Origin of the sequence: Aureimonas phyllosphaerae (assembly GCF_900113065.1) — a bacterium.
In the GTDB taxonomy this organism is placed as follows: domain Bacteria; phylum Pseudomonadota; class Alphaproteobacteria; order Rhizobiales; family Rhizobiaceae; genus Aureimonas; species Aureimonas phyllosphaerae.
In genome coordinates this window covers 96,023-120,670 of record NZ_FOOA01000005.1, presented here as the reverse complement: position 1 = coordinate 120,670, position 24,648 = coordinate 96,023, and the positions used below count along the sequence as shown (strand labels likewise).

General features: G+C 69.9%; 26 protein-coding genes and 1 riboswitch. Of the genes, 18 read left to right on the top strand and 8 right to left on the bottom strand.

Going from position 1 to position 24,648, the window contains the following annotated elements:
* Nucleotides 1-9: 9 nt before the first annotated feature.
* Nucleotides 10-1,140, bottom strand: a complete 1,131-nt coding sequence (locus BM175_RS08915; protein ID WP_090962151.1) for a sirohydrochlorin chelatase — start codon at nucleotides 1,138-1,140, stop codon at nucleotides 10-12.
* 259 nt (nucleotides 1,141-1,399) lie between these two features.
* Here BM175_RS08915 and BM175_RS08910 point away from each other — a divergent pair, with 259 nt between their 5' ends.
* From BM175_RS08910 to BM175_RS08900, 3 genes are all read left to right on the top strand, one after another.
* Entirely contained in the window at nucleotides 1,400-2,146 is a 747-nt protein-coding gene (locus tag BM175_RS08910; protein ID WP_090962149.1) for a TSUP family transporter, read from the top strand.
* A gap of 23 nt (nucleotides 2,147-2,169) precedes the next feature.
* On the top strand, nucleotides 2,170-3,633 hold the full coding sequence (locus tag BM175_RS08905) for a cobyric acid synthase (protein ID WP_090962147.1): 1,464 nt from the start codon (nucleotides 2,170-2,172) through the stop codon (nucleotides 3,631-3,633).
* Between the two features lie 88 nt (nucleotides 3,634-3,721).
* The gene (locus tag BM175_RS08900; protein ID WP_090962145.1) at nucleotides 3,722-4,306 is read left to right on the top strand and encodes a cytochrome b; all 585 of its coding nucleotides are present in this window, start codon (nucleotides 3,722-3,724) and stop codon (nucleotides 4,304-4,306) included.
* Between the two features lie 7 nt (nucleotides 4,307-4,313).
* On the opposite strand, the gene BM175_RS08895 is transcribed toward BM175_RS08900, so the two are convergent.
* Complete coding sequence (locus BM175_RS08895) at nucleotides 4,314-5,165, bottom strand: SDR family NAD(P)-dependent oxidoreductase (RefSeq protein WP_090962143.1); 852 nt, start codon at nucleotides 5,163-5,165, stop codon at nucleotides 4,314-4,316.
* Nucleotides 5,166-5,330: 165 nt separating this feature from the next.
* Between BM175_RS08895 and BM175_RS22365 the strand changes: the two genes are divergently transcribed.
* Nucleotides 5,331-5,630, top strand: coding sequence for a hypothetical protein (locus BM175_RS22365; protein WP_175526806.1), 300 nt, complete (start codon nucleotides 5,331-5,333; stop codon nucleotides 5,628-5,630).
* Nucleotides 5,631-5,954: 324 nt separating this feature from the next.
* Here the strand turns inward: BM175_RS22365 and BM175_RS22360 are convergent, their stop codons facing one another.
* Entirely contained in the window at nucleotides 5,955-6,464 is a 510-nt protein-coding gene (locus tag BM175_RS22360; RefSeq protein ID WP_139224594.1) for a hypothetical protein, read from the bottom strand.
* Between the two features lie 152 nt (nucleotides 6,465-6,616).
* A riboswitch (cobalamin riboswitch) is annotated at nucleotides 6,617-6,854 on the top strand.
* 32 nt (nucleotides 6,855-6,886) lie between these two features.
* Between BM175_RS22360 and BM175_RS08880 the strand changes: the two genes are divergently transcribed.
* The 6 genes from BM175_RS08880 (at nucleotide 6,887) to cobO (ending at nucleotide 13,846) form a co-directional block, all read left to right on the top strand.
* Nucleotides 6,887-7,066 carry a CbtB domain-containing protein gene (locus tag BM175_RS08880; protein WP_090962360.1) on the top strand — a complete coding sequence of 60 codons (180 nt, stop codon included), beginning with the start codon at nucleotides 6,887-6,889 and terminating at the stop codon, nucleotides 7,064-7,066.
* Nucleotides 7,067-7,189: 123 nt separating this feature from the next.
* Complete coding sequence (locus BM175_RS08875) at nucleotides 7,190-7,903, top strand: CbtA family protein (RefSeq protein WP_090962138.1); 714 nt, start codon at nucleotides 7,190-7,192, stop codon at nucleotides 7,901-7,903.
* Nucleotides 7,900-8,412 (top strand): bifunctional adenosylcobinamide kinase/adenosylcobinamide-phosphate guanylyltransferase, encoded by a 513-nt coding sequence (gene cobU / locus BM175_RS08870; RefSeq protein WP_090962136.1) that lies wholly within the window; start codon nucleotides 7,900-7,902, stop codon nucleotides 8,410-8,412. The genes BM175_RS08875 and cobU overlap by 4 nt, the downstream gene beginning before the upstream one ends.
* Before the next feature lie 4 nt (nucleotides 8,413-8,416).
* On the top strand, nucleotides 8,417-9,493 hold the full coding sequence (gene cobW, locus BM175_RS08865) for a cobalamin biosynthesis protein CobW (RefSeq protein ID WP_090962134.1): 1,077 nt from the start codon (nucleotides 8,417-8,419) through the stop codon (nucleotides 9,491-9,493).
* Between the two features lies 1 nt (nucleotide 9,494).
* Nucleotides 9,495-13,208 carry a cobaltochelatase subunit CobN gene (cobN, locus tag BM175_RS08860; protein WP_090962132.1) on the top strand — a complete coding sequence of 1,238 codons (3,714 nt, stop codon included), beginning with the start codon at nucleotides 9,495-9,497 and terminating at the stop codon, nucleotides 13,206-13,208.
* The gene (gene cobO / locus BM175_RS08855; RefSeq protein WP_090962130.1) at nucleotides 13,205-13,846 is read left to right on the top strand and encodes a cob(I)yrinic acid a,c-diamide adenosyltransferase; all 642 of its coding nucleotides are present in this window, start codon (nucleotides 13,205-13,207) and stop codon (nucleotides 13,844-13,846) included. Before cobN ends, cobO begins: the two co-directional genes overlap by 4 nt.
* A gap of 4 nt (nucleotides 13,847-13,850) precedes the next feature.
* Here cobO and BM175_RS08850 read toward each other — a convergent pair whose 3' ends face one another.
* Genes BM175_RS08850 through BM175_RS08840 form a run of 3 tightly spaced genes read right to left on the bottom strand, consistent with a single transcriptional unit; the run spans nucleotide 13,851 to nucleotide 16,130 of the window.
* Complete coding sequence (locus tag BM175_RS08850; RefSeq protein ID WP_090962128.1) at nucleotides 13,851-15,143, bottom strand: NAD(P)/FAD-dependent oxidoreductase; 1,293 nt, start codon at nucleotides 15,141-15,143, stop codon at nucleotides 13,851-13,853.
* Between the two features lie 46 nt (nucleotides 15,144-15,189).
* A complete protein-coding gene (locus tag BM175_RS08845) occupies nucleotides 15,190-15,327 on the bottom strand; it encodes a DUF3096 domain-containing protein (RefSeq protein WP_090962125.1) in 138 nt (45 codons plus the stop codon).
* A 23-nt stretch (nucleotides 15,328-15,350) separates the two neighbouring features.
* Nucleotides 15,351-16,130 (bottom strand): 3-hydroxybutyrate dehydrogenase, encoded by a 780-nt coding sequence (locus BM175_RS08840; RefSeq protein WP_090962357.1) that lies wholly within the window; start codon nucleotides 16,128-16,130, stop codon nucleotides 15,351-15,353.
* Between the two features lie 161 nt (nucleotides 16,131-16,291).
* On the opposite strand from BM175_RS08840, the gene folD reads away from it, so the two are divergent.
* The gene (gene folD, locus BM175_RS08835) at nucleotides 16,292-17,194 is read left to right on the top strand and encodes a bifunctional methylenetetrahydrofolate dehydrogenase/methenyltetrahydrofolate cyclohydrolase FolD (protein ID WP_090962123.1); all 903 of its coding nucleotides are present in this window, start codon (nucleotides 16,292-16,294) and stop codon (nucleotides 17,192-17,194) included.
* 193 nt (nucleotides 17,195-17,387) lie between these two features.
* Here the strand turns inward: folD and grpE are convergent, their stop codons facing one another.
* Nucleotides 17,388-18,017, bottom strand: coding sequence for a nucleotide exchange factor GrpE (gene grpE / locus BM175_RS08830; protein WP_425285267.1), 630 nt, complete (start codon nucleotides 18,015-18,017; stop codon nucleotides 17,388-17,390).
* 233 nt (nucleotides 18,018-18,250) lie between these two features.
* Nucleotides 18,251-19,378 carry a heat-inducible transcriptional repressor HrcA gene (gene hrcA, locus BM175_RS08825; protein WP_090962119.1) on the bottom strand — a complete coding sequence of 376 codons (1,128 nt, stop codon included), beginning with the start codon at nucleotides 19,376-19,378 and terminating at the stop codon, nucleotides 18,251-18,253.
* A gap of 181 nt (nucleotides 19,379-19,559) precedes the next feature.
* Here hrcA and BM175_RS08820 point away from each other — a divergent pair, with 181 nt between their 5' ends.
* The 7 genes from BM175_RS08820 (at nucleotide 19,560) to BM175_RS08790 (ending at nucleotide 24,632) form a co-directional block, all read left to right on the top strand.
* Nucleotides 19,560-20,303, top strand: coding sequence for an alpha/beta fold hydrolase (locus tag BM175_RS08820; RefSeq protein ID WP_090962117.1), 744 nt, complete (start codon nucleotides 19,560-19,562; stop codon nucleotides 20,301-20,303).
* Between the two features lie 110 nt (nucleotides 20,304-20,413).
* Nucleotides 20,414-21,133: a ribonuclease PH gene (gene rph / locus BM175_RS08815; RefSeq protein WP_090962115.1), complete on the top strand. Its 720-nt coding sequence runs from the start codon at nucleotides 20,414-20,416 to the stop codon at nucleotides 21,131-21,133.
* A 32-nt stretch (nucleotides 21,134-21,165) separates the two neighbouring features.
* Nucleotides 21,166-21,819 (top strand): RdgB/HAM1 family non-canonical purine NTP pyrophosphatase, encoded by a 654-nt coding sequence (rdgB, locus tag BM175_RS08810; RefSeq protein WP_090962114.1) that lies wholly within the window; start codon nucleotides 21,166-21,168, stop codon nucleotides 21,817-21,819.
* Nucleotides 21,816-23,015 carry a radical SAM family heme chaperone HemW gene (gene hemW, locus BM175_RS08805; RefSeq protein ID WP_090962111.1) on the top strand — a complete coding sequence of 400 codons (1,200 nt, stop codon included), beginning with the start codon at nucleotides 21,816-21,818 and terminating at the stop codon, nucleotides 23,013-23,015. The genes rdgB and hemW overlap by 4 nt, the downstream gene beginning before the upstream one ends.
* The gene (locus BM175_RS08800) at nucleotides 23,012-23,338 is read left to right on the top strand and encodes a YnfA family protein (protein ID WP_090962109.1); all 327 of its coding nucleotides are present in this window, start codon (nucleotides 23,012-23,014) and stop codon (nucleotides 23,336-23,338) included. The genes hemW and BM175_RS08800 overlap by 4 nt, the downstream gene beginning before the upstream one ends.
* A complete protein-coding gene (rsmI, locus tag BM175_RS08795) occupies nucleotides 23,335-24,258 on the top strand; it encodes a 16S rRNA (cytidine(1402)-2'-O)-methyltransferase (RefSeq protein WP_090962107.1) in 924 nt (307 codons plus the stop codon). The genes BM175_RS08800 and rsmI overlap by 4 nt, the downstream gene beginning before the upstream one ends.
* Entirely contained in the window at nucleotides 24,255-24,632 is a 378-nt protein-coding gene (locus BM175_RS08790; protein ID WP_090962105.1) for a YraN family protein, read from the top strand. Before rsmI ends, BM175_RS08790 begins: the two co-directional genes overlap by 4 nt.
* Nucleotides 24,633-24,648 lie beyond the last annotated feature (16 nt).

The window sequence follows — 24,648 nt, the reverse complement described above, 5'->3', positions numbered from 1 at the left end:
ATCGCCGGCTCAGCGCCCCTTCAGCGTGCGCGGGCCCAGCGGGTGATCGGCGTGCGGATAGGGATGATGGGTGTGGGCATGGCCGTGATCGTGGACATGGCCGTGATCGTGCGCGTGATCGTGGTCCTGCGCGTGCGCATGATCGTGGTGGTGGTGATGCCCGCCGCCATGATGATGGTGGCCGTGGTCGTGCGAATGGTCGTGACCGTGGTGGTGCTCATGACCATGGTCGTGATCATGAGGATGGTCGTGGCCGTGCGTCGCCGGGCCCGTACCGATGCCCTCGACATGATGGTGGTGGCTTTCCTGCGGCAGGCCGACCTCGGCCTCGAAGCCGAGCACCTGCTCGCGATACTTGCACATCTGGCAGTTCATCAGGTTCGTGCCCTGGAGGATTTCCTCCAGCCGGTCGACGAAGGTCTCGACCACGAGATCGTGGGCGCCGAGATACTTCGCCTTCAGGAAGCGGATGTCCGGATGGGCGGCGGCCACGCGGTCCGTCGCGTCGAAGATGCGGTCGACGAGGATGCCCGTGAACAGGAAGTAGGGGAACACCACGACGCGCCGGTAGCCGAGCCGCGCGACATGCGTCAGGCCCGGCTCGACCAGCGGAAAGGTGACGCCGGAATAGGCCGTCTCCCCCCAACCGAAACCGAGGCCCTCCCAAAGGAGGCGCATGACCTTGGCGACGTTGGAATTGGCGTCGGGATCGGACGCCCCGCGCCCGACCACCACCAGCATCGTGTCGTGCAGCGGCTCGCCGTCGCGCCAGCCGTCCGCGCGCAGCGCCTCGCGGATCCGCTCGCCTGCCGCCCGGATCATCTTCGGGTCGATGCCGAGCTCGCGCCCGTAGGTGACCGTGACGTCGTTCTGCGCGGCGTAGGTGTTGAGGACGGACGGAATATCGTTCTTGGCGTGGCCGGCCGCGAACAGCATGCCGGGCAGCGCCAGGATATCGGTCGCGCCCTTGGCCTTCAGCCGGTCGAGGCCGTCGCGGATGATCGGGGTCGCGAATTCGAGATAGCCGTAGTCGACGCTCCAGTCCGGCAGGCGGCGGGCCATCTTCTCGGCAAGACCGCGGAACTCGTCCACCGCGCCCCGGTCGCGGCTGCCATGTCCGCACAGCATCAAGGCCTTCATCGTCGTCCTCCGTCGTCGTGTCGCGTCGGAAGAGGCGCCACGCGGCTCGCGCGACGAATCGATCCGCCGGTTTTCGCGTCGGCCCCCGGATTGGGTCGGCCGCTCGTGAAATCATGGGTGTCAGAGCCCCGTTCGAGGCACCGTCAGGCCCGGGCTTCATGACGGACGGCGACCGCTTCGTCAAATCCCGTGCGTTTTCCCTTGGCCCGAAGCGCCACCCGCCTTAAGGCCATCCGGCCCGCCCGCGAAAGCCGCCGCCATGCCCTTCGACGAAACCTTCCTGCTTCTGGTCCTTGCCGCCTTCGGCGCGGGACTGATCGACGCGATCGCGGGCGGCGGGGGTCTGATCACGGTGCCGGCGCTGCTCCTCGGCGGGCTCGACCCGCTCTCGGCGCTCGGCACCAACAAGCTCCAGTCGCTGTTCGGCTCGGCCTCGGCGACGATTTCCTACGCGCGGCGCGGCCACGTGAAGCTCGGGCCTTTGCTGCCTGCGGCGGGCCTCTCCTTTGCCGGCGCCTGCCTCGGCGCGCTTCTGGCGACGGCCCTGCCGCTCGACCTCCTGCGCCGGCTCCTCCCCTTCCTTCTCATCGCTATCGCGATCTACTTCGCGGTGAAGCCCGGCCTCACCGACATCGATCGCGAACGGCGCATCTCGCCGCGCACCTTCGCCCTCGTCTTCGTGCCGCTGATCGGCGCCTACGACGGGCTGTTCGGGCCGGGCACCGGCTCGTTCTTCATGCTGGCCTTCGTGTCGCTCGCCGGCTACGGCGTCCTCAAGGCGACCGCGCATACCAAGCTCCTGAACTTCGCCTCGAACGTCGGGGGCTTTGCCGTCTTCGCTGTCGTCGGCACCATCCACTGGAAGCTCGGGCTCGCGATGGGGATCGCGCAGTTCCTCGGCGCGCGCGTCGGCGCCGGTGTCGCCATGCGCTTCGGCGCCGGCCTAATCCGCCCGCTCCTGGTGCTGGTCTGCATCGCGCTCGCGGTGCGGCTTCTCTGGTCGTGAGCGTCACCCGCGTCCCGGCCCTGATGCTGCAGGGCACGGGGTCGGACGTCGGGAAAAGCATCCTCGTCGCCGGCCTCTGCCGGCTGTTCGCGAACCGGGGCCTCGCGGTGCGGCCCTTCAAGCCGCAGAACATGAGCAACAACGCCGCCGTCGCCTGGAACGACCAAGCCGGCGAATGGGGCGAGATCGGCCGGGCGCAGGCCCTCCAGGCCACGGCCTGCCGCGTCGCGCCGAGCGTCCACATGAACCCGGTGCTCCTCAAGCCGCAGTCGGAGACGGGCTCGCAGGTCGTGGTGCAGGGCCGCGTCGCGGGCACAGCGCGCGGGCGCGACTACCAGGCGCTGAAGGCGACCTTCCTGCCGGCCGTCCTCGACAGTTTCGCCCGTATCTCGCAGGGCGCCGACCTCGTCGTCGTCGAGGGCGCGGGCTCGCCGGCCGAGATCAACCTGCGGGTCGGCGACATCGCCAACATGGGCTTCGCGCGCGCCGCCGGCGTTCCGGTCGTCCTCGTCGGCGACATCGACCGGGGCGGCGTGATCGCCTCCTTGGTCGGCACGCACGCGATCCTGCCGCCCGCCGACCGCGTGCCGATCCGCGGCTTCCTGATCAACAAGTTCCGGGGCGACGTCTCGCTCTTCGACGAGGGGCTTGCGGCCGTCACCCGGTTCACCGGCTGGCCGAGCCTCGGGGTCGTGCCCTGGCTGCCGGAGACGGCGCGCCTGCCGGCGGAAGATTCCGTGGCGCTCGATCGGCGCGCGGCGCCCGAGCCCCGTCCGGGCGATCTCGTCGTCGCCGTGCCGCGCCTGCCGCATATCGCCAACTTCGACGATCTCGATCCGCTGGCGGCGACGCCCGGCGTCTGCGTGCGCCTCGTCCGGCCGGGCGAGCCCTGGCCGCGCGAGGCCGGACTGGTGCTGCTGCCGGGCTCCAAGGCGACGATCGCCGATCTTACGGCCCTGCGCGCAGAAGGCTGGGATCGCGCGATCATCGACCACCACGCACGCGGCGGCCGGGTGCTGGGGCTCTGCGGCGGCTACCAGATGCTGGGTCGGCGGATCAACGACCCCCACGGCATCGAGGGCGAAGCGGGCGAGACGGCGGGTCTCGGTCTTCTCGACATCGAGACGCGCCTTCTCGGACCCAAGACCCTCGCCGAGGTCGAGGCCCGCGCGATGGACGGGACGGCGTTCCCCGCCTACGAGATCCACATGGGCCGGAGCGAGGGGCCGGACCGCTTGCGGCCCTTCGCCATCGTCGCGGGCCGCCCGGAAGGCGCTGCGAGTGCCGACGGGCGGGTGACAGGCACCTATCTCCACGGCCTCTTCGCCGGGGACCGCTGGCGCGAGACCTGGCTCTCGACGCTTGGGGTGGCGCCCGGCGGACGCTCGCACGCGGGCGAGATCGAGGCGGCGCTCGATGCCATCGCCGCCCGGCTCGAGACCTCGCTTGACATCGCAGCGCTGGAACGGATCGCCCGCGCGCGCTGATCGGCCGCGCGCAAGATGTCGTTTCCGTAATTGGCAATCCATCTCGAAGCGTTCCAACATCGAGAGGACGCAACGGGGACACCGCTTCATGGCCAAATCGACCCTCGCCGATTCGCGATTCGGATACGGCCTCGTGTCGCGCACGCTGCACTGGACGATGGCGCTCCTCTTCGTCTGGCAGTTCGTGACGGTGTTCCTCTCGGCGGTCGCCGAGGACACGGCGATCGAGCGCTTTTTCTGGGGCACGCACTATTCCGTCGGCTTCACGCTCTGGGTGCTCGTGCTCCTGCGCGGCGCCTGGGGCCTGTCGCAGCTGAAGCAGCGCCCCCCGCACGAGGGCCCGCCGCTTCTCCAGCGCGCGGCGACGCTCGGCCACCTCGTACTCTATCTCTTGATGGTGATCGTGCCCACGCTCGCCATCCTGCGCGCCGCGAACAACGGGCGGGGCTTGCGGGTCTACGGCATCGAACTCGTGGCGCCCGGCGGCGAGGCGAACCCGGCGCTGACCGCGCCCGCCAACCTCCTGCACGGCTTCCTCGGCTGGACGCTCTTCGTGCTCATCGCCGGCCACATCGCCATGGCGCTCTGGCACGGGCTCGTGCGGCGCGACGCGACGCTGCGCCACATGACGCGCGGCCCCGAGCGGGGTCCGCGCTCGCTGCGCTCAGTCTGAACGCCGATCAGTCCTCGGTCGCAAAATCCTTGAAGCGGCCGGCCCAGTCCTTGTGCCAGCGCGACAGCGGCGGGCGGTTCTCGACGATGTCGCCGGCCGCCCAGCGGATGCGTTTCTCGTCGGTGCGCCGGTCCGTCTCGCCGTCCGGGCACAGGATGTAGAAGTCGCCCGCCTCCAGCCGGTCCATCATGAAGTCGATCGTCTGGTCGGGCGTCCAGGCGCCCTCCGGCTTCTCGGTGCGCCCCCTGGCGGTCAGCCCGGTGAACACGAAGCCGGGTATGAGGAGCGCGGCCTCCACCTGATGCCCCGCCGTCTCGCGCAACTCGTGCTGCAGCGCCTCGGTGAACACCTTCACGCCCGCCTTCGACACGTTGTAGGCGGGATCGCCCGGCGGCGTCGTGATGCCCTGCTTGGAGCCGGTGTTGACGATCAGCGCCGGCTCGCCGTGCGCCATCATGGCGGGGCCAAAGATCCGCGTGCCGTTGATGACGCCGCCGAGGTTGATCGACAGCACGGCATCCCAGTTGGCCTGGGTCCCGAAAATCGACGAGCCCGGCTGGATGCCGGCATTGTTCATCAGGACATGCACCTTGCCGAGACGTTCGGCGATGTGATCGGCCGTCTTTTGCAGACCGGCGCGATCGCTCACGTCGCAGGCCGCCGCCACGATCCGCGTCTCGCCGCCGTCGGCGAGGGCGACGAGTTCCTCGTGCGCGCTCGTCAGGTCCTCCATGCGCCTGTCCACCACCGCGACCTTGAGGCCGGCCTTGGCGAAGCGGCGCGCGGCCGCCAGCCCGATCCCCGCCGCGCCCCCGATCACGACAGCGGTGTGGAGCGGAGCGATGGCGGGATGGTGCATGGGTCGGGTCTTTCTCGAGGCGCAGTCCGGCAGGAGATAGACGATCGAACGAGGGAAGGAAGACCGCCCGCTTGTAGATGGCTTCGACCGCCTGCACGATCGGAAAACATCCCGATCATGAAAGCCTATCGATCGCCGCGCGACGAACTTAGAGGACGATACGAATTGAAGACCATGGGAAGACGGATGGCCTCAGCCATGCTCGTCGTCGCAGCTCTTTTGACAGTCGTCCCGCAAGCGAAACGGCCGACACGAGCGCTTGTATCCGGACGCGACTGGCTTATGAACATGGCTCGTGCGGGCGAACCTTGGAACAACGAGGCGGCTGCGGCACGTCTCGGACAACCGATCGTGGAATCGGGTTCGACACCCGGCTCTCGGATGCGGCTTTATTTTCACTATCCATCAATCGAAACGACAGTCGAAGTGGATTTCGACACCATGCACGTCGTCAGTGTCGACTAATCAAGGGTCCGGCAGGCTGCGTCTCGCTCGGCCGGATCAACGATATACCGGCTCGACGTTTCGTCCGCGCATCGATCGATCCATTCGTTCAAGATGAACCCCGACCAAATGACGACGCCTGCTCCCGCCGCCAAAATGCAGCCGAATGCGATCATCACGATCAGCGCGATGCGTCTCAGCACAGGCTCCTCAAGGAATGATGCGGCATCAGGCGCTCGGCAAACGGCGATGCTTCGTCCGCTTGAAGGGGCGACCGACAGGCCTTGGGTTGCCTGAGGTAAACGAGTGGGCGATCGAGTGGAAGCCGACAACCAACCGATGCGGTCAAAGAACCATGACGGTCTGCGGTTTCTGAATACATCCGCTCCAGTGAGGATGATCCGGAAGACCATCTTGGAAATGAAGGACATGGGAGATGCCCCACGGGTCTTTATATAGGAGCATCGCTTCCCGCTCCTCCACAACCGAAAGTCGAAACGGGTAATGGAGGATGAGCCCGGCAAACCGCAGATAATCGGATGGCGACAACAGCATCCGCTCGCGAATCATCATGCCGACCGGCGACATGAAAGGACCGAAGAGGCAGACTTTCGTCCACTGCCCTTCGTTGAGTTGCCCAAGATCGACTTGACGTCTTGCACCCGGAGAAAGACTTGCGTCCGGTTCGCCAAGCTTCTGCATTTGTCGAGCCAGGCGTTCATAGTCGGGATCGGCAACATCATAACTCGGCTGCCATATGATCAGGCCAACAAACGCCGCAAGAATTCCGACGCAAATGACGAGTGGCATTTTTCGCAACGAGCTCTTCACTGGCCTATTCGCATAGGTGTCCACGATTCGAAGTCAGCCACCTATCTCGCGAGGCAAGGAGGCGGGAAGGCAACGTTGCTCGGAAGCTGCCCCCTGTCCATCCCGTCTGGCATGCTTCGCGCCAATATCGCTTCAGCGCCTTTGCGCCTCTTCGATTGACTGGAACCCCGCTTCGTCTATCCTCGCGCGCGGATGGTCTTGCCCCGCAACTCGCGCGGGCAGGCTAAGAGGGAATGCGAAGGGCCGACTTAAACCAAGGGCCCGTATCGCAGCCGACCCCGCGACTGTAGAACGGCGAGGTGCCTCCGCCGGCAGGGTTCTGCCGGAAACGCCACTGGACGTGATCGTCCGGGAAGGCAGGAGGACGACCGGTGACCCGTGAGCCAGGAGACCTGCCATCCGTCTCGAGGCGGCCATTCCGGCCGCCGTCACGGAGGTTGAACATCATGACGTCGTCCACGACGAGCGCCGCTCGAAGCCCTGCCCTGTCCGCGCGCCTGCCGGCCGCGCTTCTGGCCTTTGCCGCCGGCGCGCTCCTTCTCTGGGGTGCCGGGTTTGCCGGCGCCGACGCGCTGCACGACACGGCGCACGACGCGCGCCATGCCATGGGCCTTCCCTGCCACTAGAGGCTCCTCGCCTCGCTCCGTCGATCGCGTCCGCCCGCCCGACCGGCGGCGGAGGCCTCGTTCTATGGCACGGCCGCGCCGCGCGTCGCTTGGATGCGACCCGCCGACGGCAAGGGAACTCCCATGCTCGCTCGCTACTTTCTCGCCGCGCTTCTGGCCGGCATCCTCGCCGGCATCGTCATCACGCCGATCCAGCACCTCAAGACGACGCCGCTGATCGTCGCCGCAGAAACCTACGAGGACGGCGGCACGGCGCATGACCACGCGACCGCGCGCCCGAGCCTCGTGTCGCCGGCTCACGCCCATGGCGGCGCGGCGCACGAGGAGAGCGGCGATGTCGCCCGCCTCGGTGGGACGCTCGTGGCCAACGTCGTCATCGGCGCGACCTTCTCGCTCCTGATTCTGGCGGCGAGCCTCGGCCTTGACCGGCCGGTGACGCTTCGCAACGGCGCCGTCTGGGGTCTGGCCGGGTTTGCGGCCGTCACGCTTGCTCCGGCGCTCGGCCTGCCGCCCGAGCTTCCCGCCATGCCCGCGGCCGATCTTGCGGCGCGTCAGGCGTGGTGGCTCGCGACGGTCGCGCTGACGGCGGGCGGCCTGTGGCTCCTCGTGTCGCGCCGCTCGAGCGCGGCGATTCTTGGCGGGCTCGCGCTGCTTCTCCTGCCGCACCTCGTCGGCGCGCCGCATCCGGCCGATCTTGCAAGCCCCGTGCCGGCGGCGCTCGCCGCCGAGTTCGCCGTCGCATCGCTCAGTCTGTCGGCCTCCCTGTGGGCCATGACGGGCGCTCTGCTCGGCCTTGGGCTCGATCGGGCCCGGCGCGCCGTCGCCGTTCCGGCATGAGCCTTCATTTCGTCCTCGGCGGGGCGCGCTCGGGCAAGAGCGCGCTGGCCGAGGACATGGTCCTCGGCAGCGGCCTCCACCCCCTCTATCTCGCGACGGGCCGTGCGTTCGACGCCGAGATGCGGGCGCGGATCCAAGAGCACCGCGAGCGTCGCCCGCCCCCGTGGGAGACGATCGAGGAGCCGCTGGCGCTCGCCGAGACCCTCAAGCGAGAGGCGCGCGACGACCGGGCCATCCTCGTCGACTGCCTCACCCTCTGGCTCACCAACCTGATGCTGGAGGACGGCGACATTCCCGCCGCCTCGGATGCGCTGGCCGAGGCGCTGCGCACGCCGCTTCCCGGCCTCGTCGTGATCGTCTCCAACGAGGTCGGCCTCTCCATCGTCCCGGACAACCGGATGGCGCGCGATTTCCGTGACCATGCCGGCCGGCTCCACCAACGCGTCGCGGCCCTCGCCGACGTGGTGACCTTCGTCGCCGCCGGCCTGCCGCTCAAGCTCAAGGGCTGATCCCATGCAGAAGATTCCCGCCACCGTGATCACCGGCTTCCTCGGAGCCGGCAAGACGACGCTGATCCGCAACCTCCTCCAGAACGCCGACGGCCGTCGCATCGCGCTCATCATCAACGAGTTCGGCGATCTCGGCGTCGACGGCGACATCCTGAAGGGCTGCGGTGTGGAGACCTGCCGCGAGGAGGACGTCGTCGAGCTCACCAACGGCTGCATCTGCTGCACCGTGGCCGACGACTTCATCCCGACGATGGAAAAGCTTCTTGAGCGGGCCGACCGGCTCGATCACATCGTGATCGAGACCTCGGGGTTGGCCCTGCCGCAGCCGCTGGTGGCCGCCTTCAACTGGCCCGAGGTCAAGGCGCGCGTCACGGTCGACGGCGTCGTCACCGTGATCGACGCGGCGGCGGTGGCCGCCGGGCGCTTCGCCGACGACGAGGCGAAGGTCCAGGCCGCGCGCGAGGCCGACGAGAGCCTCGACCACGACAATCCGCTGGAGGAGCTCTTCGAGGACCAGATCCGCGCCGCCGACCTCCTCGTCCTCAACAAGGCCGACCTCGTGGATGCCGCGGCGCTGCGCGCCGTCCGCGCCAAGGTCGAGGCGGAAGCCGGCCGCAAGCTCGGCGTCGTGACCGCCGAGAACGGGCGCCTGCCCGCCGACGTCCTTCTCGGCCTCAAGGCCGGCACGGAGGACCTCATCGCCGACCGCCGCTCGCACCATGAGATCCACCATGCCGACGGCCACAGCCACGATCACGAGGACTTCGAAAGCTTCGTTGCGGAGGGCGGGGAGTATGCCTCCGTCGAGGCGCTGACGGCGGGTCTGAAGGACGTCATCGCGCGGCACGACGTCCTGCGTCTCAAGGGCTTCGCCGCGATCCGGGCCAAGCCGATGCGCCTCGTCGTCCAGGCCGTCGGCGGCCGGATCGAGACCTATTTCGATCGGCCCTTCGCGTCCGGTGAGGCACGCGTCTCGCGCTTCGTCGTGATCGGCCTCCACGACGCGATCGAGGACGGCGAGGCGGCGATCCGCGAGGGCATCGCGGCGCTGGCGGAGGCGCCGGCCGCGGCGGCCGAGTAGCTTGCACCTTCTCAGCCTCCAGCGCGGGACGATCCAGGACGGGCGCGAGGCGGTGAACCTCGGGCAGACGCCGGGGCGCGTCCTCGTCCTGTCGGCGGCCGACACCGAGCTCGCCGCGCTGGCGTTTGCCGCCGATCGGCTGGCGCTGGACGGGGCGGCGCTCCGCCTTGCCAACCTTCTGCGCCTCGCGCACCCGATGTCGGTGGACACGCATGTCGGGGCCCTCGCGCCGTATGTGCGCCTCGTGGTGATCCGGCTTCTTGGCGGCGCAGCCTATTGGCGGCACGGCTGCGAGGCCTGGAGCGCGGCGGCGCGGCGCCATGGCTTTGCGCTCTGCGTGCTGCCGGGCGACGACCGCCCCGACCCCGGTCTCGACGCCTATTCGACGCTCGCGGAGCCCGAGCGCGAGCGGCTCTGGGCCTACTTGCGCGAAGGCGGGGCGGTCAATGCCGACGCCTTCCTGCGGGCGTGCCTTGCGCTCGCCGATGGAAACGCGCCGGACGAGGCGCCGGCCCGCCCGATCCTGAAGGCCGGGCGACTGGAGCGCCCAAGCGCGCCCGCGCCGGTCGCCGCCCGGCCGCTGGCCGCCGTCGTCTTCTACCGCGCCCTTGTCCAGAGCGGGCAGACGGAGACGGTGGAGGCTCTGGCCGAGGCGCTGGAGGCTAAAGGGTTCGACGTCCTGCCGGCCTATGTCTCAGGGCTCAAGGACCCCGTCAGCGCGGAGACGCTACGCGCGCTCTTCGCGCCGCGCGCGCCGGACGTCGTGATCAATCTCACAGGGTTCGCCACATCCGCGCCCGGCCGCCGCTTCGTGTCGACCGTCCTCGACGAGGGCGGTGCGGTCGTGCTCCAGGGCGTCCTCGCCGGCACGACGCGCGAAGCCTGGGACGCGTCGTCGCAGGGGCTCTCGGCGCGCGATCTCGCCATGAACGTCGCCCTGCCGGAGGTCGACGGGCGGGTGCTCACGCGCGCCCTCGCCTTCAAGTCGGCCGGCGACTGGCACGAGCGCACGCAGAGCGACATCGTCGCCCATCGCCCCGAGCCCGGCCGCATCGCCTTCACGGCGGAGCTCGCCGCGCGCTGGGCGGCGCTGCGGCGGACGCCGGCGCCTGAGCGCCGGATCGCCATCCTTCTCGCCAACTACCCCAACCGCGACGGTCGGATCGGCAACGGCGTCGGGCTCGACACCCCGGCCGGCACGATCGAGGTTCTCCGCGCGATGCAGGCGGCAGGCTACCGGACCGGCCCCCTGCCGGACGACGGCAACGCGCTGATCGCCCATCTCCAGGCGGGACCGACCAATGCCGGACGCGACGCGCGTGAGATCCGCGAGACGCTGCCGCTCGCCGACTACCGCCGCGTCTTCGACGCCCTGCCGGCCGCGGCCCGCACGGCGATGGCCGAGCGCTGGGGCGCGCCGGAAAACGATCCGTTCTTCGACGCCGCCCACGGCTTCGCCCTGCCGCTTGCCCGGTTCGGGGAGGTCATCGTCGGCGTCCAGCCGGCGCGCGGCTACAACATCGACCCGAAGGAGACCTACCACGCGCCGGACCTCGCACCGCCGCACGGGTATCTTGCCACCTACGCTTACCTCAGCGAGACGTTCGGCGCGCAAGCGATCGTGCACATGGGCAAGCACGGTAATCTCGAATGGCTGCCTGGCAAGGCGCTTGCCCTCTCGGACGCCTGCTTCCCCGAGGCCGTGCTCGGCCCACTGCCCCATCTCTATCCGTTCATCGTCAACGACCCCGGCGAGGGGACGCAGGCCAAGCGCCGCTCCGCTGCCGTGATCGTCGACCACCTCACCCCGCCGCTGACGCGCGCCGAAAGCCATGGGCCCGCGCGCGACCTCGAACGCCTCGTCGACGAATATTACGAGGCGGCGCAGGGCGACCCCCGCCGCACCGCGCTCCTGAAGCGGCAAATCGTCGAGATGCTTGGAGAAACCGGGCTCGGGCGCGACGCCGGTCTGTCCGGGAGCGAGCCGGACGACGCCGCGCTCGAAAAGCTCGACGCCTGGCTCTGCGACCTGAAGGAGATGCAGATCCGCGACGGGCTGCACGTCTTCGGGCGCGCTCCGGACGGCCGGCTCCTCGACGATCTCGCGGTCGCCCTCGCGCGCCTGCCGCGCGGCGACCGGGACGGCGACGCCTCGCTTCTGCGCGCGCTCGGGCGAGACTGCGGGCTCGACGGGTTCGACCCGTTGGACGGCTCCATGGGTGCGCCTTGGGAGGGCGAACGCCCCGCCGCTCTCCAGCGGCAATCCGGTGATCCCTGGCGGACGGTGGGGGATACGGTGGAGCGGCTGGAACTCCTGTCCTCGCGCCTCGTCGCGGGAACGGAGGACCCCGAGCTGAACTGGGAGGCCACCCGCGCCGTTCTCGGCGAGATCGAGACGCGCCTGAAGCCGGCGGTCGCCGCCTGCGGCAAGGCCGAGATCGCCGGCCTGCTCACCGGTCTCGACGGCCGCTTCGTGCCCCCCGGCCCCTCGGGCGCGCCGACGCGCGGACGGCCGGACGTACTGCCGACGGGCCGCAACTTCTTCTCCGTCGACACCCGCGCCGTGCCGACGGAGGCGGCCTGGGCCCTCGGCCGCAAGTCCGCCGAGCTCCTCGTCACGCGCCACCTGCAGGACCACGGCGAATGGCTGCGCGCGGCGGGCCTTACCTGCTGGGGCACCGCCAACATGCGCACCGGCGGCGACGACATCGCGCAAGGCTTCGCCCTGATCGGTGCCAAGCCGACGTGGGACCGCGCGTCGGGGCGCGTCACCGGCTTCGAGATCCTGCCGCCCGCGGTCCTCGGCCGCCCGCGCGTCGACGTGACGCTGCGCGTCTCCGGTTTCTTTCGCGACGCCTTTCCCGACCAGATCGCCCTCTTCGATCGGGCCTGCCGTGCGGTCGGCGCGCTGGAGGAGGACGAGGGCGACAATCCGATCGCCGCCCGCATGGCGCGGGAAGCGCGCGCGCTGGAACGCGAAGGGCTCGAGCCCGGCGAGGCTCGGCGGCAGGCCGGCTACCGCGTCTTCGGCTCGAAACCCGGTGCCTACGGCGCAGGCCTTCAGGCACTGATCGACGAGGGTGGCTGGCAGACACGCGGCGACCTCGCCGAGTCCTTCCTCCACTGGGGCGCCTATGCCTATGGCGCGGACACGGAGGGCGCACCCGAGCGCGCCGCCTTCGAGACGCGGCTTGGGGCCATCGAGGCGGTGATCCAGAACCAGGACAATCGCGAGCACGACCTTCTGGATTCGGACGACTACTACCAGTTCGAAGGCGGAATGAGTGCTGCCGTCGAGCACCTGTCGGGTCGCGCGCCCGCGGCCTATCACACCGACCACTCGCGCCCGGAGCGCCCGGTGATCCGAACCCTCGACGAGGAGATCGCGCGCGTCGTGCGGGCGCGCGTCGTCAATCCGAAGTGGATCGCGGGCGTCATGCGCCACGGCTACAAGGGCGCTTTCGAGATGGCGGCGACGGTGGACTATCTCTTCGCCTTCGCCGCCACCACGAACGCGGTGGCCGACCGTCACTTCGACCTCGTCCATACCGCCTATCTCGAGGACGAGACGGTCGCGGCCTTCCTGGAAGCCAACAATCCGGCAGCGCTCGCCGAGATGCGGGCACGCTTCCGGGAGGCGATCGCGCGCGGCCTCTGGCGTCCGCGCTCCAACTCGGCACAATTCACTCTCGCAACGGAGGATCACCATTCATGAGCGAGAAATCCCCGCTCCTTGCCGCGATGACCGAGGAGGAACTTGACGCGCGCCACGCCGAGAAGATGAAGAAGAAGAAGGCGGCGCGTGACAAGATCCTTGCGACGAAGACGCAGGAAAAGGGACTCGTGATCGTCCACACCGGCAAGGGCAAGGGCAAGTCGACCGCCGCCTTCGGCCTCGTCTTCCGCGCCCTCGGCAACGGGATGAAGGTCGGCATCGTCCAGTTCGTGAAGGGCAAGTGGGAGACCGGCGAGCGTCAGGCGCTGGAGCGTTTCCCCGGCGAGGTGACGATCACCGCGATGGGCGACGGCTTCACCTGGGAGACGCAGGACCGCCAACGCGACATCGCCGCGGCGCGCCAGGCCTGGGACCGCGCCAAGGCGATGATCGCGGACGATGAGCATCAGATGGTGGTGCTCGACGAGCTCAACATCGTCCTGCGCTACGAATACATTCCGGTCGAGGAGGTCGTAGACTTCCTGCGCGACCACAAGCCCGAGATGAAGCACGTCGTCGTCACCGGGCGAAACGCCCGCGACGAACTCATCGAGTTCGCCGACCTCGTCACCGAGATGGAGATGGTCAAGCACCCGTTCCGCTCCGGCATCAAGGCGCAACGCGGCATCGAGTTCTGACGCGTCAGCCGTGCAGCTTGAGCGCCGGGCCCTTGGCCGGCGACAGCATGTCGGCGAAGATCGCGACTGTGCCGCGCAGACGCCCCAGCACCTTCCACTGGTGCTGGCGCTGCAGGGCGTTGTAGGCCGCGGTCGCGAACTGGCCGTGGATCAGGAAGTCGTCGCCGTGGCCGGAGCCGATGCGCCCCACCGTTCCGGCGCGGCCGAGCTGCACGAGCCGCCCACGGTCGCGATACTCGAAGGGCTCGACCGGCTGGCCCTTGAGAAGCAGCGGGATGGTCTCGGCGAGGTAGTCGGCCTGCTGCGAGGCGACCTGTGCGGTCGGCGGCAACGGCTTCTCGCTGCCCTTCGGCACCATGCTCGCTGCATCGCCCATCACGTAGATCCGCTCGTCCACCGTGGCACGCAAGGTACGGTCGACCCGGATGCGGCCCTTGTCGTCGAGTTCGAAGTCGGCAAGCCGCTTCAGGACCGGTTGCCCGATGAGGCCCGCCGCCCAGACCGCGACGTCGGCCGGCCAGCGCTCGCCCGAGACCGAGCGCACGGCGTTGGGCTCAATCTCCGCGACCTTGGCGTCGGTCACCGTCTTCACGTCGAGGTCCTTCAGGCGCTCGACGAGCTTGGCGCGCAGGGCGTCGTCGATACCGGGCATGATGACGTCGGCGGATTCGAGGATGGTGATGCCGAGCAGCCGCTCGGCCTTCGCCTTGCCGCCGCGAAGAAGAAAGCCGGTCTCCGAGTTGCGAAGATGCGCGGCAAGTTCGGTGCCCGTCGCGCCCGAGCCGACAATCACGACCTCGGCCGGCATTCCGCTCGCGCGCGCCCGGATCATCACGCCGGCAAAGCGCGTGCGGAAGTCTTCCGCGTCTTCGGGGCGGTCGAGGCGTACGGCGTTCTCGGCGACGCCCTCCGTGCCGAAGTCGGGCGTGACGCCGCCAAGCGCCACCACCAGAAGATCGTAGGCGAGGAAGCGCGCGGGCGCGAGCTCGCGCCCTTCCTCGTCGTGCATCGGCGCGAGTTCGACCCGGCCGCCGGTCCGGTCGACGGCCCGCACCTCGCCCTGTTCGAAATGGAAGCCGCGCATGCGCGCCAGCATGTAGAAGGAAATCTCGGCAAGCGTCGAGGACACGGTGCCGGCGGCGAACTCGTGGAGCCGCGGCTTCCAGAGGTGGGTCATCTCGCGATCGACCAGCGTCACCTCGACGCCGTCCCTGCCCGCCAGTTGCGAGGCGAGTTCCAGCCCACCCGCGCCGCCGCCCAGGATCAGCACCCGCCGTCCCGTCGCCCGATCCACCATGCCCGTTCCTCGTCCGTTGCGTTCCGCAACGCGAAGACCTGCGGGGCTAGATGGTTCCCATCAGCCCCGTGATACCGATCACGATCAGGTAGATCGCGACGATGTAGTTCAGGAGGCGCGGCATCAAGAGGATCAGGACGCCGGCAATCAGCGCCCCGATCGGCTGGATCGTGATGATATCCATGGTCGCCTCCGAAAGCCTTGGGGTCAGCCCATGTACCAGCCGTGGCTGGCGGTGATCGACTGGCCGGTGAGCGCGGCCGAGCGGAAGCCGGCGAGGAAGACGGCGAGCGCCGCGACGTCTTCCAGCGTCGTGAACTCACCGTCCACGGTGCGCCCGAGCATCACGTTCTTGACGACCTCCTCCTCCGAGATGCCGAGGTCGCGCGCCTGCTCGGGAATCTGCTTCTCGACGAGGGGCGTGCGCACGAAGCCGGGGCAGATGACGTTGGAGCGCACGCCGTGCTTGCCGCCCTCCTTCGCCATCGTGCGAGCGAGGCCGAGGATGCCGTGCTTGGCGGCGACATAGGCGCTTTTGAGCGCCGAGGCCTCGTGGCTGTGCACCGAGCCCATGTAGATCAGCGCACCGCGCTTCTTCGGATACATGTGCCGCACGGCGGCCTTGGTGAGCAGGAACGAGCCGCCGAGGTGGATGTCCACCACGCGTCGGAACTCCTCGTAGGGGAACTCCTCGATCGGGTGGACGATCTGGATCCCGGCATTGGCCACCATCGCGTCGAGACGCCCGAAGCGCTCGGCGATCCGGTCGACGCCGGCGTTCACCATCGCCTCGTCGGTGACGTCCATCGTCACCGCCAGAGCCGTCCCGCCCGCCGCCTCGATCTCGGCCGCGACCTTCTGCGCGCCGTCCGCGGCGATGTCGGCGATGCCGACGCTCGCGCCCTCGCGCGCAAAGGCCAGCGCGATCGCCCGGCCGATGCCCGACCCTGCGCCCGTGACCACCGCGACCTGTCCCTGAAGCTGCATGACGCCCGTCCCCTGCCGGCTCTCGATGCCGCAGATGATAGAAGCCCCGGAGCCGGCGAACAGCCCCGCCGTCCTCGCCAAACGACGCCTCGATACTCGCGCGCCCGCCGTTCCCGCTTTATAAGCGCCGCAACATGGCGCTCGGACAGGGAACGGTTTCGATGGCAGCGACGAGGATCGACGGCAAGGCGGTGGCCGAGGACGTGCTGGCGAAGGTCAAGCAGGCGGCCGCCGACCTCGAATCGCGCAGGGGCGTAAAGCCGGGGCTCGCCGTGGTGCTGGTCGGCGAAGACCCCGCGAGCCAGGTCTATGTCGGCTCCAAGGGGCGCATGGCGCGGGAATGCGGCTTCCACTCCGTCACCCACACGCTGCCCGCCGACGTGCCGCAGGCCGACCTCCTTGCCCTGATCGACCGGCTGAACGCCGATCCCGCCATCCACGGCATCCTTCAGCAGCTGCCGCTGCCCAAGGGCCTCGACGCCGACGCCGTCGTTGGTCGCATCCATCCGGACAAGGACGTCGACGGCCTCACTGTCGTCAGTGCCGGGCGTCTCGCGTCGGGCCTCGCAGGGCAAGCCTTCGTGCCCTGCACGCCCGCCGGCTGCATGGTGATGCTGCGCCGGGTGCTGGGCGACGACCTTTCGGGCCGGCGCGCCGTCGTCGTCGGCCGCTCCAACCTCGTCGGCAAGCCGATGGCGCAGCTACTCCTTCTCGCCAACGCCACCGTCACCGTCGCCCACTCCCGCACGAAGGACCTGCCCGCCCTTTGCCGTGAGGCCGACATCCTCGTCGCCGCGATCGGCCGCCCGCAGGCGCTCGGGCCCGAATGCATCAAGCCGGGCGCCGTCGTCATCGACGTCGGCATCAACCGGATCGACGCGCCCGAGCGCGGCGAAGGCAAGACCCGCCTCGTCGGCGACGTCGCCCACGAGCCCGCCAGCCAGATCGCCTCGGCCATCACCCCCGTTCCCGGCGGCGTCGGCCCGATGACCATCGCCATGCTCATGGCCAACACCGTCACCGCCGCCTACCGCGCGGCCGGCGAGACGCCGCCGACGTTCTGAGGGGCGCGCTGGATCAGCAGGGGCGCTGCCCCTGCACCCCGCCAGGGGAATGATTCCCCTGGACCCCCATCTTGGGTGACATGAAAACGGGGGCCAGCGGCCCCCGTTTTCATGTCAAAAAGAAAGAAGGGTTCGGGAATTCTTTCCCGAGCGGGGACCGGGGCGGCAGCCCCGCAATCCCCTTCCGCCCCCCTCAGGCGTCCTTGGTGCTCTCGTCCGGCACGCCGGGCTTGCTGTCGACGCCGGCGGTGGGAGCCGCGCCCTTGGGGCCGCCCTTCGACACGCCGACGAGGGCGGGGCGGAGGACGCGCTCGCCGATGGCGTAGCCTTCCTGGACGACCTGCACCACGGTATTGGCGGGCAGGTCCGGGTTCGGGACCTCGAACATCGCCTGGTGGAAGTTCGGATCGAAGCGCTGGTTGAGCGGCTCGAGCTTCTTCACGCCGTGGCGCTCCATGGCCGACAGCATGGAGCGGCCGGTCATCTCGACGCCCTCGACGAGCGCGGTGAAGCCGGCGTCGCCGCTCTCTCGCGCCCCGGCCGGCAGGGCCTGGATGGCGCGGTCGAGATTGTCCGACACCGAGAGCATGTCGCGGGCGAAGTTGGCGACCGCGAACTGGCGCGCGTCCTTGATCTCGCGCTCGGTGCGCCGGCGCAGGTTCTCCATGTCGGCGGCAAGGCGCAGCAGGCGGTCCTTGACGTCGGCATTCTCGGTCTCGAGTTCGGCGACGCGGGCGCGGTCGGCGTCAGTGGCGTGGTTGCCGCCCCAGGTCGGCACCGCTTCGTCATCGCCCGTCGGCGTCTCGATGTGCGGCGCGTTCATGTCGCCGGCGGTCGCCCCGGCGCTGCCGCCGCCCTTGAAGAAGGCCTGTCCGCCCGTCGTCGCCGCCTCGCCCTGGCGTTCGCCTGCCGTCTTGTCGGTGTCGCTCGTCATCGAAGAGGGCGCTCCTTCGTCATGGGAAGATCGGGCCAGTTCCCGCCGTCGACGCGATGGGTCGACGGCCGTCGCGGCCGGGAATGGGTCGGTGCGGGATATCGAATGGGGCGGGCGGAAAATCAAGGCCGACGGGGCGGCGCGGTGCCCGAAAGAAGGCGCGAGACGAGCCGGGCGGTGTAGTCCACCATCGGCACGATGCGCCGATAGTTGAGGCGCGTCGGGCCGATCACGCCGACGGCGCCGATCACCCGGTCGTCGCCGTCGCTGTAGGGCGCGATCACCAGCGACGAGCCCGACATCGAGAACAGCTTGTTCTCCGACCCGATGAAGATGCGCACGCCGTTGCCGGCTTCGGCAAGATCGATGAGCTCCATGATCGAGCTCTTCGATTCGAGATCGTCGAAGAGGTGGCGCAGGCGTTCGAGGTCGGGGGCCGCGGTGACGCTGTCGAGAAGGTTGGCGCGACCGCGCACGATGAGGCGGGACGGCGTGCCCGCACCCTCGCCCGACCACACGGCGAGCCCCGCCTCGACGAGTTCCTGCGACAGGCGGTCGAGCGCGCGGGCGGTGTCGTCCTTCAGGGCGGCGATGCGGGCGCGCGCCTCGCCGAGCGTGCGCCCGACGACGTGCGCGTTGAGGAAATTGGCGGCTTCCACGAGCTGCGAGGCGGTGATGCCGGGCGTCAGTTCGAGGACGCGGTTCTCGACCTCGCCGTTCTCGCCGACGAGCACGACCAGCGCGCGCGTCGCATCGAGGCGCACGAACTCGATGTGCTTCAGCCGGATGTCGGCCTTGGAGGCCAGCACGATCCCCGCCCCGCGCGACAGGCCGGAAAGAAGCTGCGAGGCCTCGGTCAGAAGCGCGTCGACGGGACGACGCTCGCCTTCGGCCCGCACGCGCTCCTCGATCTCAAGGCGCTCGCGCTCCGGCAGGTCGCCGGTTTCGAGGAAGGCGTCGACGAAGAAGCGCAGGCCGATCTCGGTCGGCAGGCGTCCCGCCGAGACGTGCGGCGCGTAGATCAGGCCGAGCGCCTCGAGGTCCGACATGACGTTGCGGATCGAGGCGGGCGAAAGCTGGTTGGTCAGGAGGCGCGACAGGTTGCGCGAGCCGACCGGCTCGCCCGATTCGAGATAGCTGTCGACGATCAGCCGAAAGATCTCGCGCGAGCGCTCGTCGAGCGCCTGCCCGAGGTCGAGGCGCCGATCCAGGGGATCGCGCGGGAGGGACAGCGAGGGACCGATCTTCATGACGGTCCCGAATATATGGATCGGCGTGGGCCCGGCCAAGCGCCGCGATGGCGCAGGCGCGGGGAAATCGGGGGACCTGCGCACCGTCCTGCCGATCGGGACGCGCGGGACCGCGACGGTGGCCTCGGGCGCGATCCGATCTAGCTAGACGAGACCGAAATCCGACAGGACGCGAAGCCCCATGGAACCCCTCGAACTCCAGCACGGCGACCTGACGCTTCGCGGCACACGCTACCCCGGCGGCCATGCCGGCCACGTCCTCCTGGCGCACGGTTTTTCCAGCAACCGGATGGGCAACAACCGCATGTTCGTCGAACTGGCGCGGGCGCTGGCCGCCGAGGGCTTCGACGTCGTGAGCTTCGACCGCGCCGGTCATGGCGAGAGCGACGGCCGCTTCTTCGACGTGAACGTGCCGGACGAACTGGCGCAGTTGTCGGCCATGTGCGACCTCGCGCCCCGTCCGGTGCACCTGGTCGGCCATTCGCTGGGCGGGATGGAATCGGCGACGCTCGCCGGCCGCCGGCCCGACGCGATCGCGAGCCTCACCCTCCTCGCCCCAGCCGCCGCGAGCGTCGACGAGGTGGCGGACGGCAAAATCCTAGGACGGCCCTACGGTTCGATCCTCGCCGGCGAGCCGTTCGACGTGAACGGCCAGGCGATCGGCCCCGCCTTCGTGCGCGGCATGGAGGGCTACGACGCCTATGCGGGCCTCTCGAGCTATCGCGGTCCCGTCTTCCTCCATCACGGCGAGGCCGACGAGGTGGTGCCGTTCCGCTATGCCGAGCGCTACCATGCCGTCTGGCCGGAGGCGCGGCTGACGTCCTATCCCGGCGGCGACCACGGCTGGCAGACGCTCGCCCTGCGCGAGCGGCTGATCGAGACGTGCGTGCGCGAGATCGCCGAGGTCGCCGCACGGGCGGGCTGACGGGCGCTCGTTCGGAGGCCGGCGGCGCATAATCGGCGCCGCCGCTTCCGGTCGCCGATGGTATGCGTTAAGGAGACCGCAACACCTTACCCAGCCCGAGCGGACACTCCATGCGGCCTTCCAAACGCCAGAACGACGAATTGCGGCCCGTCTCGCTGGAGCGCGGCGTCTCGCGCCACGCCGAGGGCTCCTGCCTCGTCAAGTTCGGCGATACGCACGTGCTCTGCGCCGCCAGCCTCGAGGAGCGCGTCCCCGGCTGGCTGAAGAACACCGGCAAGGGCTGGGTCACGGCCGAATACGGCATGCTGCCGCGCGCCACGGGCGAGCGCATGCGCCGCGAGGCGGCCGCCGGCAAGCAGTCCGGCCGCACGCAGGAAATTCAGCGCCTGATCGGCCGCTCGCTCCGCGCCGTCGTCAACCTTCAGGCGCTCGGCGAGCGCCAGATCACCGTCGACTGCGACGTGATTCAGGCCGACGGCGGCACGCGCACGGCCGCCATCACCGGCGCCTTCGTTGCCCTGTCGGACTGCCTCGCCTGGATGGAGACGCGCGGCATGGTGAAGCGCGACGCGGTCCTCAAGGACCATGTCGCCGCCATCTCCTGCGGCATCCATCAGGGCACGCCGGTGCTCGATCTCGACTATCTCGAGGACTCGGCCGCCGAGACGGACGCCAACTTCGTGATGACGGGGCGCGGCGGCATCGTCGAGATCCAGGGCACGGCCGAGGGCGAGCCGTTCTCGCGCGCCGAGCTCGACGCGCTCCTGGGGCTGGCCGACGCTGGCATCCGACAGCTCGTCGAGCATCAGAAGGCGGTGCTCGGCGCCTGAGCCGGGCCCCTCGAACGGAAGCGGTTTTCGCCATGACGCACGACCTGCCCCTCGACCCGGCCGATGGCCCGCTGCTGATCGCCAGCCACAACGCCGGCAAGATCGCGGAATTCCGCGAGCTTCTGGCGCCGCTCGGCTTCGAGGTCGTCTCGGCGGCGGACAAGGGGCTGCCCGAGCCCGAGGAGACCGGCACGACCTTCGAGGAGAACGCACGGATCAAGGCGCTGGCAGCCGCCCGCGCGACCGGCCTTCCCGCGCTGTCGGACGACTCGGGGCTGGCGGTCGATGCGCTGGGCGGCGATCCCGGCATCTACTCGGCCCGCTGGGCGGGACCCGCCAAGGACTTTACCATGGCCATGCGCCAGATCGAGGAGAAGCTCGAGGCGGCCGGCGCCACGACGCCCGACCGGCGCACCGGTCGTTTCGTCGCCGTCCTCAGCCTCGCCTTCCCCGACGGGCAGACGCGCGAGTTCCGCGGCGAGATCGAGGGCACGATCGTCTGGCCGCCGCGCGGAAGCCTCGGCTTCGGCTACGACCCCTGCTTCCTGCCCGAGAACGAGACGCGCACCTTCGGCGAGATGCCCTCGCACGAGAAGCACGGCTGGGTGCCCGGACAGGAAACGGCCCTGTCGCATCGCGCCCGCGCCTTCCGGCTCTTCGCGCGGGAAGCGCTCGGGGTCTCGTGAGTCTCGCCCTGCGCCCCCTGTCGGCGATCCGGCCCTACACGCCGCCGGCCGGCGATCCCGGCTTCGGCGTCTACGTGCACTGGCCCTTCTGCGCCGCCAAGTGCCCGTATTGCGACTTCAACAGCCATGTCCGCCACGAGCCGGTGGACCAGGCGCGCTATGTCGCCGCCTTCCGGCGCGAGCTCGCCGAACAGGCGCGGCGCACCGGCGGCGAGACCGTGACCTCGATCTTTCTGGGCGGCGGCACGCCGAGCCTGATGGAGCCGGCGACGGTGGGCGCGATCCTCGACGAGATCGCCTCGCTCTGGACCGTGGCCGACGGCGCCGAAATCACGCTGGAGGCCAACCCCTCGTCGGTCGAGGCGACGCGCTTCCGCGGCTACCGGGCAGCCGGCGTCAACCGCGTCTCGCTCGGCGTGCAGGCGCTGAACGACCGGGACCTTCGCCGCCTCGGCCGCCTTCACGACGTCTCCCAGGCGCTCGGCTCGATCGGCCTCGCGCGCGAGATCTTCCCGCGCCTCTCGTTCGATCTCATCTATGCCCGCCCCGGTCAGGGCGTCGCGGACTGGGAAGGCGAACTCGCGCAGGCCATCGGGCTCGCCGCCGACCACCTGTCGCTCTACCAGCTGACCATCGAGGAAGGCACGGCCTTCCACGCGCTCCACAAGGCGGGCAAGCTGAAGGTGCCGGACGGCGAGCTTTCGGCCGAGCTCTACGAGGCGACGCAGGAAATCACCCGCGCGCACGGCCTTCCGGCCTACGAGATTTCCAACCACGCCGTGCCGGGCGCGGAATCGCGCCACAACCTCACCTACTGGCGCTACGGCCTCTATGCCGGCGTCGGCCCCGGCGCCCACGCCCGCCTTCCCGGCCCGGACGGCACGCGCCACGCCGTATCCAACGAGAAGCATCCGGAAACCTGGCTGCGCATGGTCGAGGACTGGGACGCCGGCTTCGTCGAGGACGTGCCGCTCGAGGCGCAGGAGCAGGCGGACGAGCTGATGCTGATGGGCCTGCGCCTCGTCGAGGGCATGGATCTGAAGCGCTGGCGCGATCTGTCCGGGCGCGACCTCGACGCCGAGACGGTCCGCGAGCTCGCCGGCCACGGCATGGTCGAGCGTCTCGGGCCCGACCGCATCCGCGCGACGCCGACCGGCATGCTGGTGCTCGACGCCGTGGTGGCGGACCTCGCGTGACGACGCTCGCCGTCTATGCCTTCGCGGCCGTGGCGGAGATCGCCGGCTGTTTCGCGGTCTGGGCGGTGTTGCGGCTCGACGCCTCGCGCTGGTGGCTGGCTCCCGGCGTCGTTGCGCTCACACTTTTCGCCTATGCCCTGACGCGCGTCGACGCGGAGTTCGCCGGGCGCGCCTATGCCGCCTATGGCGGGATCTACATTCTCGCCTCGCTCCTGTGGATGTGGGGCGCGGAGGGCGCAAGGCCGGACCGGTTCGACCTCGTGGGCGCTGCGCTCTGCCTCGCGGGCGCGGCCGTCATCCTCTGGGCGCCGAGGGCGGCATGAGCGACGAGCCCGACGCCGAGCCCACGATCGCGACCGGCGAGGAGCGCGGCGGCTTCACGATCCGCGACGCCGCCTTCCCCGCCTACCGCCCCGAGCCGGCGCTCTATTTCGTCGCCACTCCGATCGGGAACCTCGGCGACATCACGCTGCGCGCGCTGGAGATCATCGCGGGCGCCGACGTCCTCGCCTGCGAGGACACGCGCCAGACCGGCAAGCTCCTGCAGCGCTACGGCATCCGACGCCGGGCCTGGTCCTATCATGAGCATTCGGCCGAGAGCGCCGACGAGGCGCTGCTCGGGGAGCTCGCTGCCGGGCGCTCCGTCGCCCTCGTCTCCGACGCCGGGACACCGCTCGTCTCCGATCCCGGCTACCGGCTCGGGCGCGAGGCGATCGCGCGGGGCCTCCCCGTCGTTCCGGTGCCCGGCGCCTCCGCGCCGCTCGCCGCGCTTCTCGCTTCGGGGCTGCCGTCAGACGCCTTCTTCTTCGCCGGTTTCCTGCCCGCCAAGGAAAGCGGTCGGCGGGCGCGGCTGGAGGCGCTCGCCCGCATTCCCGGCACGCTCCTGTTCTTTGAGGCACCGCACCGGATCGCCGACAGTCTCGCCGACATGGCGGATGTGCTGGGCCCGCGTCCCGCCGCCGTCTGCCGCGAACTCACCAAGGCCTTCGAGACGATCTACCGCGCGCCCCTGCCGGACCTCGCCGCCGAGTTCGCCGTGATGGAGCGCGTGCGCGGCGAGATCGTCGTCTGCATCGGCCCGCCAGCCGACGAGGCGGCGGACGCGCCGGCCGACGTCGACGCCATCCTGCGCGGGCTCCTTGCCGAGATGAAGCCCGCCAAGGCCGCGCAGGAGGCGGTGAAGCTGACCGGCCTTTCCCGCCGCGATCTCTACCAACGCGCTCTGGCGCTGAAGTCTCCATGAAGACCGCCGATCGCCTCGCCGAGCGCCGCGCGCGCTTCGCCAAGGGTCATCGCGGCGAGTGGCTGGCGGCCTGGGCGCTCCGCCTCAAGGGCTACCGCATCCTCGCCATGCGCCACCGCACGAAGCTCGGCGAGATCGATATCGTCGCCCGGCGCGGCGATACGGTCGCGATCGTCGAGGTGAAGGCGCGCGCCAGCCTGGAAGCCGCCATGGACGCGGTCACGCCCGCCGCACAGGCCCGCATCGCGCGCGCCGCCGACCTCTGGCTCCAGAAGCAGCGCGACCATGCTCGCCTGTCGCTGCGCTTCGACATCGTCGCCGTCCTGCCCCGCCGCTGGCCGGTCCACATCCCCAATGCCTGGGCCCCCGCCTGACCACCCGAAACCCGAA

Excerpts from the sequence above, each read along its gene's own strand:
- BM175_RS08915 (WP_090962151.1), bottom strand. The coding sequence starts at position 1,140 with ATGAAGGCCTTGATGCTGTGCGGACATGGCAGCCGCGACCGGGGCGCG.
- BM175_RS08910 (WP_090962149.1), top strand. The coding sequence starts at position 1,400 with ATGCCCTTCGACGAAACCTTCCTGCTTCTGGTCCTTGCCGCCTTCGGC.
- BM175_RS08905 (WP_090962147.1), top strand. The coding sequence starts at position 2,170 with ATGCTGCAGGGCACGGGGTCGGACGTCGGGAAAAGCATCCTCGTCGCC.
- BM175_RS08900 (WP_090962145.1), top strand. The coding sequence starts at position 3,722 with ATGGCCAAATCGACCCTCGCCGATTCGCGATTCGGATACGGCCTCGTG.
- BM175_RS08895 (WP_090962143.1), bottom strand. The coding sequence starts at position 5,165 with ATGCACCATCCCGCCATCGCTCCGCTCCACACCGCTGTCGTGATCGGG.
- BM175_RS08880 (WP_090962360.1), top strand. The coding sequence starts at position 6,887 with ATGACGTCGTCCACGACGAGCGCCGCTCGAAGCCCTGCCCTGTCCGCG.
- BM175_RS08875 (WP_090962138.1), top strand. The coding sequence starts at position 7,190 with ATGCTCGCTCGCTACTTTCTCGCCGCGCTTCTGGCCGGCATCCTCGCC.
- cobU (WP_090962136.1), top strand. The coding sequence starts at position 7,900 with ATGAGCCTTCATTTCGTCCTCGGCGGGGCGCGCTCGGGCAAGAGCGCG.
- cobW (WP_090962134.1), top strand. The coding sequence starts at position 8,417 with ATGCAGAAGATTCCCGCCACCGTGATCACCGGCTTCCTCGGAGCCGGC.
- cobO (WP_090962130.1), top strand. The coding sequence starts at position 13,205 with ATGAGCGAGAAATCCCCGCTCCTTGCCGCGATGACCGAGGAGGAACTT.
- BM175_RS08850 (WP_090962128.1), bottom strand. The coding sequence starts at position 15,143 with ATGGTGGATCGGGCGACGGGACGGCGGGTGCTGATCCTGGGCGGCGGC.
- BM175_RS08845 (WP_090962125.1), bottom strand. The coding sequence starts at position 15,327 with ATGGATATCATCACGATCCAGCCGATCGGGGCGCTGATTGCCGGCGTC.
- BM175_RS08840 (WP_090962357.1), bottom strand. The coding sequence starts at position 16,130 with ATGCAGCTTCAGGGACAGGTCGCGGTGGTCACGGGCGCAGGGTCGGGC.
- folD (WP_090962123.1), top strand. The coding sequence starts at position 16,292 with ATGGCAGCGACGAGGATCGACGGCAAGGCGGTGGCCGAGGACGTGCTG.
- grpE (WP_425285267.1), bottom strand. The coding sequence starts at position 18,017 with ATGAACGCGCCGCACATCGAGACGCCGACGGGCGATGACGAAGCGGTG.
- hrcA (WP_090962119.1), bottom strand. The coding sequence starts at position 19,378 with ATGAAGATCGGTCCCTCGCTGTCCCTCCCGCGCGATCCCCTGGATCGG.
- BM175_RS08820 (WP_090962117.1), top strand. The coding sequence starts at position 19,560 with ATGGAACCCCTCGAACTCCAGCACGGCGACCTGACGCTTCGCGGCACA.
- rph (WP_090962115.1), top strand. The coding sequence starts at position 20,414 with ATGCGGCCTTCCAAACGCCAGAACGACGAATTGCGGCCCGTCTCGCTG.
- rdgB (WP_090962114.1), top strand. The coding sequence starts at position 21,166 with ATGACGCACGACCTGCCCCTCGACCCGGCCGATGGCCCGCTGCTGATC.
- rsmI (WP_090962107.1), top strand. The coding sequence starts at position 23,335 with ATGAGCGACGAGCCCGACGCCGAGCCCACGATCGCGACCGGCGAGGAG.
- BM175_RS08790 (WP_090962105.1), top strand. The coding sequence starts at position 24,255 with ATGAAGACCGCCGATCGCCTCGCCGAGCGCCGCGCGCGCTTCGCCAAG.